General features: G+C 46.3%; 6 protein-coding genes. 1 reads left to right on the top strand and 5 read right to left on the bottom strand.

From position 1 onward, the window contains the following. The 5 genes from AC3DOM_RS13545 to AC3DOM_RS13525 all read right to left on the bottom strand — a co-directional run. Nucleotides 1–1,556, bottom strand: a 1,556-nt coding sequence (locus tag AC3DOM_RS13545; protein WP_487919579.1) for a HAMP domain-containing protein, incomplete at its 3' end; no start/stop codon positions are given. Nucleotides 1,557–1,566: 10 nt separating this feature from the next. Further along, nucleotides 1,567–2,001: a response regulator gene (locus AC3DOM_RS13540; RefSeq protein ID WP_487919578.1), complete on the bottom strand. Its 435-nt coding sequence runs from the start codon at nt 1,999–2,001 to the stop codon at nt 1,567–1,569. Nucleotides 2,002–2,041: 40 nt separating this feature from the next. Beyond that, nucleotides 2,042–2,431: a response regulator gene (locus AC3DOM_RS13535; RefSeq protein WP_487919577.1), complete on the bottom strand. Its 390-nt coding sequence runs from the start codon at nt 2,429–2,431 to the stop codon at nt 2,042–2,044. Nucleotides 2,432–2,873: 442 nt separating this feature from the next. After that, on the bottom strand, nt 2,874–4,724 hold the full coding sequence (locus tag AC3DOM_RS13530) for an ABC transporter ATP-binding protein (protein WP_487919576.1): 1,851 nt from the start codon (nt 4,722–4,724) through the stop codon (nt 2,874–2,876). Then, entirely contained in the window at nt 4,717–6,570 is a 1,854-nt protein-coding gene (locus tag AC3DOM_RS13525) for an ABC transporter ATP-binding protein (protein ID WP_487919575.1), read from the bottom strand. The genes AC3DOM_RS13530 and AC3DOM_RS13525 overlap by 8 nt, the downstream gene beginning before the upstream one ends. 505 nt (nt 6,571–7,075) lie before the next feature. On the opposite strand from AC3DOM_RS13525, the gene AC3DOM_RS13520 reads away from it, so the two are divergent. Then, nucleotides 7,076–7,579 carry a CarD family transcriptional regulator gene (locus AC3DOM_RS13520; protein WP_487919574.1) on the top strand — a complete coding sequence of 168 codons (504 nt, stop codon included), beginning with the start codon at nt 7,076–7,078 and terminating at the stop codon, nt 7,577–7,579. The last annotated feature ends 137 nt before the right edge of the window (nt 7,580–7,716 follow it).

Below are 7,716 nucleotides of genomic sequence, written 5' to 3'. Positions count from 1 at the left end.
ATTGGGATGCCTGCTTCTGCGCGAGTTTCAGGAAGAAGATCGTTCCTAAAATGAACAGGGTCATCTCCAACATCAGAGGCGGCCCGCGGCTGATTGTTTTTTGTCACCCATCCTACAATGGATGCAGATCCGACATCCAGGCGATGTCCCCGCTCCAGCATTTGTTGTGCCGAAGGACCATAGGCTGATTTGAGGATAGCAGTCGTTCCGGAGCGCTCTACCATGAAAATGCCTGCGTGGTAGTATCCAAAGCGTTCAACAATCAGGCGAGTTGTTTTACCGAAGAGTTCGTCCAAATTGAAGGTTGAAGCAATACTCTGGGCAACCTCAGAAGCCGTGCGGATGTATTCGGTGCGTTCTTCAACTTGAGATTGAAGTGACTGGTATAACGTGCTTAAATCATCGGCCATCTGGTTAAATGAATAAGCTAATTCTCCAATCTCATCATTGCGTTTTACAAAGAAGCGTGCCAGCCAATCTCCTTCAGAAAATTTACGAGCAGTTTCAGATAGATCTTGTATAGGTTGTACAATCCGACTGCTAGCGACCCAAAGAACTACTCCCATTGCAATGAGTGTGATCATAAATAAGATGATAAAGAAGGGGACCAGGTTATCTATTTGTCCGAAAGCGATTTCATTAGGTATTTCAAGGACAACCTGGCTATGAACTGATGTAATTTGGTGAGATTGTGCAACAACCGGTATCTCCAAGTTATTTTCGAAATCTAAAGAGTGGAAGATTTCTTCTGCCTCCTCAAGAGGAGGCTGTTCCAAAAAACTACTGAATACATTTTGCTGCTCCTGCGAGGGATCAAAGGCTACCAATTGTTTTGTATATGGGTCTATCCCAATATAAACACCATTGGAAGAAATGATATATGCGCTTGTACTGGGGTTGAATAAAGTGGTCTCATTGAGAAAGTCTTTTATTGCATCCTTTCCGGTCAGCCCAACTAAAATACCTAGATCTTCCCCTGTTTTTGCTTTTAGGGGTTTGGTTGTAAAGATATAAAATTCATTAGGAAAGAGTGGGGAGAGACCGTAAAGCCCAACAGAGTCTGCTTCTCCGGTAATTTGAGGGTAGTAGGGAGATTCTGCCAATGAAACTCCGTGCCAGGCATAATTTGTAGAAGCGTAAATTACGCCTTCAGGATTCATTATAAAGAAAGAGTGAAAAAGAGGTTGCCCTTCGGGGCGGTTTACGATATCGAATTCTTCCAGTAATTGTTTGCGATAAATACTCGAATCGTTTCTTATAAGATTTTCTGCTGCTTCCTGAAAGCCAGGGCGACGACCGATGCGTGCCAATCGGATTTCTTTGGTATTCATGGACTGATCGAATGTATCTGCCTGGCCGTCCACAATGCTGTGGATTTGTAATGAAACCTGATCTTGAAGCAAATTTCGTGCGCGCAAAAAACCAACCAGTCCCATAATCGAAATTGGAATAACTGTAAATGTGAGTAAAGCCAGGACCATTGAGCGGGCCAGCCGGCTTTTGAATTCTGGTTTTGTTAAAGGTGGGGTTGTTTCCTGGGGGATTTGATCAATCATAGTTGTATTTTTATTGAAGCTCCCAAACAGAATCCCCGGCCAATATGCGACGAATTTGTTCCGGGAATCGGTCTGGATCAAGGGGTTTTCCGAGGAATCCATTAAATCCTGCGGCCCGAGCTTTCTTGATCTGCTCGGGGCTGGCTTCAGCAGTAACCGCAACAATCGGAGTTGATTTCAAACGCTCAGAATTGCGGATTTTTTTGAGTGCGCCATAGCCGTCTTCGTATGGTAAGCGAATATCCATCAAGATCAGATCGAGGCGATGAAGTGTATCAGCATACTCTACCACCTCATATCCAGATGTTTTCCACTCACAATGTATGCCAAGGTATCCCAGCATTCGAGCGATTAAAACAAAATTGGAAACATTGTCCTCGACAACCAGTACTGTTACATCTTTCAGTGCTGGGGATTTGCCAGTGGGTTCAGTAATTTGATTCATAATTATCCTAGAAAAATTGTTTTGGAGTGTTTTTTCCTGACTATAGATTATCTTTTTTTAGCCGATATCTTTCAATCTGTTCGGTCAAAATATCAACATCTATTGGTTTTTGTATATATCCATCACAACCGGCTCCCAGCGACCGCTCCTTATCTCCGCGCATAACATTTGCCGTTACTGCAATCACTGGGATTCCTTTGTACTCTGGCTTTGCTTTGATCTTCGCAGTCAAGGTATACCCGTCCATGTCGGGCATATTGATATCCATTAAAATTATGTCTGGGTGATGATCTCCAATCTGTCTAAAAGCTTCATCCTCGGTACTAGCTTCAAACATTTGGTAGCCTTCAGCCTCGAGAACACGGCGTATTAGAACCCTGTTCTCAAAATTATCTTCAACGTATAAAACTTTTCCAGTTTTTTCTGCCATGAGAAGAACCTCCATACATTTGCATCTATTTTACCTATGCTTTTTCTTAGGAACATAACAGCAACCTTGCAGAACTGTAATTGGGCATGATGAGATGTGTCAAAAAATATATAGTCCATCCTCCAGAAAGGCTTGCCAATCTGCATAAAGGCATTATTAAAAGAGGCCTTTCGTTAATTTCCCGCCCAAATTTTGGGGTATCCCAAAAGATCTTTGATGATCAGATTGTCTCAAACAATCCCATATGGAAAAGTTAAAAAAGAAAACAGACATCTGGTCTAGCAAGGTGCCTGTCTACGTCAGGACTTACGCAAAATTCCATTTTTCTCGCTGCAACGCTCTGCGTTGTTGCTTGTCTACATTATCCCAACGCAGAGCATTGGGACTAGGACTATAAAAATACGTAAGTCCTATACGTATTATTGAACTCGTCTCTTTTTAGCTAATCCGCAGCCATAGGCTCTGGGGCATCCTTTTTCTCTTTGCCTCCATCAGCAACGCCGTATTGTTGCTCCAACTCCTGGCGGAACTGCTGTGTGTACAGGCGGTAATAATGACCCCGCTGGCGGAGCAATTCCGCGTGGGTTCCCGTTTCTGCGATTTTCCCGTCTTCAATAACCAGAATTCGGTCTGCGCGGCGTATCGTGGAAAGGCGATGGGCGACAATGAAGCTGGTTCGCCCCGACATCAAATTTTTCATCCCTTGCTGAATGAGCGCCTCGGTCAAAGTATCTACGCTGGAGGTGGCCTCATCCATGATAAATAATTCCGGCTTGGACAGGACGGCACGGGCGAGGCTGATCAATTGCTTCTGACCTGTGGACAAAAGATTCCCGCCCTCACCGACATTCTCTTCATAGCCCTTCGCCAGGGAGGTGATGAAGTCGTGCGCTCCTGCCATATTGGCTGCTTCTTCAATCGATTCATCTGTTGCACCGAGGCGTCCGTAGCGAATATTCTCACGGATAGTGCCAGAGAAGAGGTGAGGGGTTTGCAGGACAATCCCAACCCGCTCGTGGATACTCTCAAGTGTATATTCTGTGTAATCACGTCCATTGATGAGCACGCGCCCGTTCTTTGGTTCGTAAAAGCGACAGAGCAAGTTCACTATCGTTGATTTCCCTCCACCTGTTGGGCCAACGAGAGCAATCATCTCGCCGGGTTTTACCTTGAGTGAGAAATCTGTCAGGACAGGCTTGCGCTCCTCGTAATAGAAATCCACATGGTCAAACTCGATCTCACCCAGCAGGGTTTCCGCGTCAATTGCGCCTGGGAGGTTATGGACATCCGGCTGTGTATCTACTAATTTGAATATTCGCTCAGCCGAGGCGATAGAGTGTTGCATCTCTGCGTATACCCGGGCAATATCCTGGATCGGCCAGAGCATAAAAGTCAGATAAGAAACAAAGGCATGGATGCCGCCTATGGTGAGGAGTCCTGCCTGGCTCTGAATGCCGCCATACCAGACAATGGAACCCAGCGCGACAGCAGCGATAATTTGAACAATGGGAAGGAAGAGCGCCGAAAGCCAGGCGGCCTTGTAGGAAGCCCTGTACATATCTCCTGTTAGTAATTGGAATTCGGACAGGTTTTCATCTTCACGGCCAAGCGCCTTGACCACACGCACACCGCTGATATTTTCGTTATATGCACCCGTAATTTTGGAGTTGGCACGCCGTGATGCACGGAACTCGACCAGGATTCGTTGGCGGAATTTAATTCCGACGATCACCAGCACAGGAATGATTGCAAATACAATCAATGCCAAACGCCAGTTGATTATGGTCATGAATATGACAGAGGTGGTGATATTTGTAATGGCCCAGGTAACATCGAGCAAACCCCATGTCATCAGGTCTGCCACCCGCCCAGAATCCGAGGTAACACGGGACATCAGTCGTCCAACCGAGGTCTGGCTATAGTAGGCAAGCGACAGGCTTTGCAAATGGTCAAACATCTGCTTTCGGAGATCAAACTGAATTCGTTCTCCGAGTACGCCGGCTAAATAAACAAATATAAAGACCATGATTGACTGCACAACGATAAAGCCGCCAAATATCGCAGCCAGCTCCATCAATCGATCCACGTCGCCAACCGCAATTCCTTGATCAATGATATTTTTATTGATATAGGTAAGGACGCCGTCCAATACAGAGACAATGGCGATAGCGACAAAAAATCCTAATGCCCAGTATTTATGGGGTATTACAAGCGCAATGATGCGCTTTAACACAGGCAGGGTGAGCTGACTGGAATATTCTTCTTCTTCGAGTTCGATATTATCTTCAGGCATGATTTACTCCAACATCCGATTTCTGAATTTCTTTCTCCAATTCTTCATCAATTCGGGTTTGAATCTCGTAAATTTCACGATACATCCCATCTTTTTCGGCCAGTAATTCTTCGTGTACACCGGCTTGAACAATTTCTCCCTGATCCATTACCAGGATCAGATCAGCGACCATGACAGACTGAATGCGATGGGCAATAATAAAGGTGGTCCGATTTTCCATTAGATTATTTAGCGCAGTCCGAATCTCCGCTTCCGTTTCAGTGTCCACAGAGGATGTTGAATCATCCAGGATCAGGATATGCGGATTTTTCAGCAGGGTGCGGGCAATTGCCACGCGCTGTTTCTGTCCGCCGGAGAGGGTGACACCCTTTTCGCCAACAAGGGTATCGTAGCCATCGGGAAAGGTCAGGATGACCTCATGGACGGCTGCCGCACGAGCAGCTTCTTCAATTTCCTCCTGGTTTACCTTGCGACCCACCCCATAGGTAATATTCTCGCGGATCGAGCGGGAGAAGAGGAAGGGCTCCTGCTCCACAATGCCCGTTTGCGCACGCATATATTTTCGAGGGTAATCCCTGAGCTCGACTCCATCGAGACGGAGAGAGCCACTGGTGTAGTCGTAAAAGCGCGGAAGCAGGTTGACCAGCGAGGTTTTCCCAGAGCCGGTCGAGCCAAGCAGCGCGATAGCTTGCCCGGGCTCGCAACGGAAGGAAATGTTTTTGATCACGGGCGTCCCATCCGATTTTTCGTCGTCATAAACAAATGAGACATCATCAAAAACGATCTCGCCACGCACAGATCCGTTGGGATGAAATTTCCCTTCGGTCAGTGGTTCGCGATCCTGTTTTGCTATTTCCATCAGACGGCCATAAGAGACCAGGCCCGTAGAAGTTTGCACGATCAAACGCCCTAAATTGCGAATCGGCCAAATCAACCAGACGACCAAGCCAACATAGGCGACATATGTTCCAACCGTGATCTCGCCATTGATCGCCATCATGGCGGCATAGACGAAACCAAAAAGCATTTGGCCGCCGAGAACCAAATCGGAGATGGGCCAGAATAACGAGTGCATCATCAGCAGATGGCGACCACGCAGAAATTTTTCCCAATTATCGCCTTCAAATTTATCCTTTTCGTGCTTTTGGCGGGCGAAGGCCTTGACAACGCGAACCCCCGTCAGATTCTCCTGAAGGGTGGTCGATAAGACCGTCGCCTGCTCCTGATATTTTTCATAACGCTTTGTAACGCGTTTAAAGAACCAGATCGAGATATACAGCATGAGGGGGATCGTAACCACGGATATCCATGCCAGACGTGCATTAAGACTAAGCAGGGCGGCGAAATTGATAAAGAAAATCAGGACGATGCGGCCTACGCCGATGGCCTGCTCATTGAAAAATCGGCGGACCGCATCCACATCGGAGGTAACCCGTTCGATCAGGTCGCCAATGGGGGTGCTACCGTGATAGGAAAAGCTCAGCCGCTGGATATGATCGAAAAGGAAATCGCGTAAACGACGGGCGATCCCTTCGGCGGTAAATGCCGCCAGCCGGCCAGATATGAATGAGAAAGCGCCTTGAAAGACGGATAAACCAACAAATCCCAATGCGACCAAAGCAAATGTCCGCGGATAATTATTGTTGATGGCTGCTGAATCGCCAGTCAGCACATCCGCGAAATAGCGCAGGAGAAAATAGGTGAGTGTTTTCGATAATGCTGAAATCGCCAGTGAGATCGTCGCTCCAACATAGGGCCAGCGATAATCGACCATCATTCGCCATAGCCCTTTTAAGCGGTTCTTTGAGATTGCCTGGCGGAAATCGAATGTAAGAGTTTCGTTCATTTGGTTTTCCTTGGATCTGGGGTAAGATTGAGCAGGGGTAAATAAAAAGCCACGATGCGGAGCGCACCGTGGCCAATTAGGCAACTAAGAAAGGGGGGTATTCCTAAGAAGGAACAGGCGCACTCCGAGGAGGTAAAAAAACATTTGCGGGGATGAAGGTTTTTTGGATAATCATTTTGAGCGCGATCCTTTCAATAAGATTGTCTGTGAACAGACGAAAGGTAGTTTATCATCGGGGTGGGGGAGTGTCAAGGTGTTTTTAAGAAGAAACCAATGTGCTATAATAGGCATATTAGCAGCCAGCAAGGAATTGATAGTTTTCCCTGATGAAAAAAGGTATTACGGTTGACCTTCCTTCAGGCAGCTAGAGTGAAGTTCAGCATCCATCATTTTCCCAAATTTCAAATTTGCTCCTTATGTTGGTGCTTCCGATGTTGAAGTCGCTGCGGCAGTGTGTAATTTGTATTTATACGCAGATTAAATAAAAGGGGTGAAAGGAAATTCAATGGCAAAAGATACGCTCCACGAAGGGGATTGGATTGTCCATAAACAGCACGGCGTTGGCCAGATCAGAGGGATTGAAAAGAAATCAATTGGTGGAGATGCCCAGGACTATTTTCGGGTCGAAATTACTGGGGGTGAATATTGGTTGCCGACAAACCCAATTCCAGATTATGTTCGCTCTGTGGCGTCCCTTTATATCCTCCGGAAAGTAATGAATCTAATCCGAAAACCCCCACAGGATTTACCCAAAGATTATAAAGAAAATGACAGGGAAGTTGCGGCCAGATTAGCGGATGCGACCCTTGAATCCAATGGAGAGCTTATCAGGGATTTATTCGCTCGCCGACATGACGACCAAAAGAGAATGAGCGCCTTTAGCGATCGGTATCTTACGGAGTTGAGCAAACAATTTGTACGGGAAATGGTTATCGTCCTGGGAGTCGAAAAAGAAGTGGGCAAGAAAAAATTAAACCTTGCTCTCCAGGAGAGTCTCTCAAAAAAGTAGGGGTGTAGCGCCCTGGTCTATATATATCGGAGAATGGTCGGAGATAAACGACTGTCCTCCGATTTTTTATTTAATGAGATCGATCTTAGTGATTAATATTTGAAGATGTAAATTTGCGCGTAACCATTATCTCAAGT

This window comes from Candidatus Desulfolinea nitratireducens (assembly GCF_982879505.1).
Note: the sequence above shows the minus strand (reverse complement) of the source record. Positions and strands in the feature narration are given on the sequence as shown.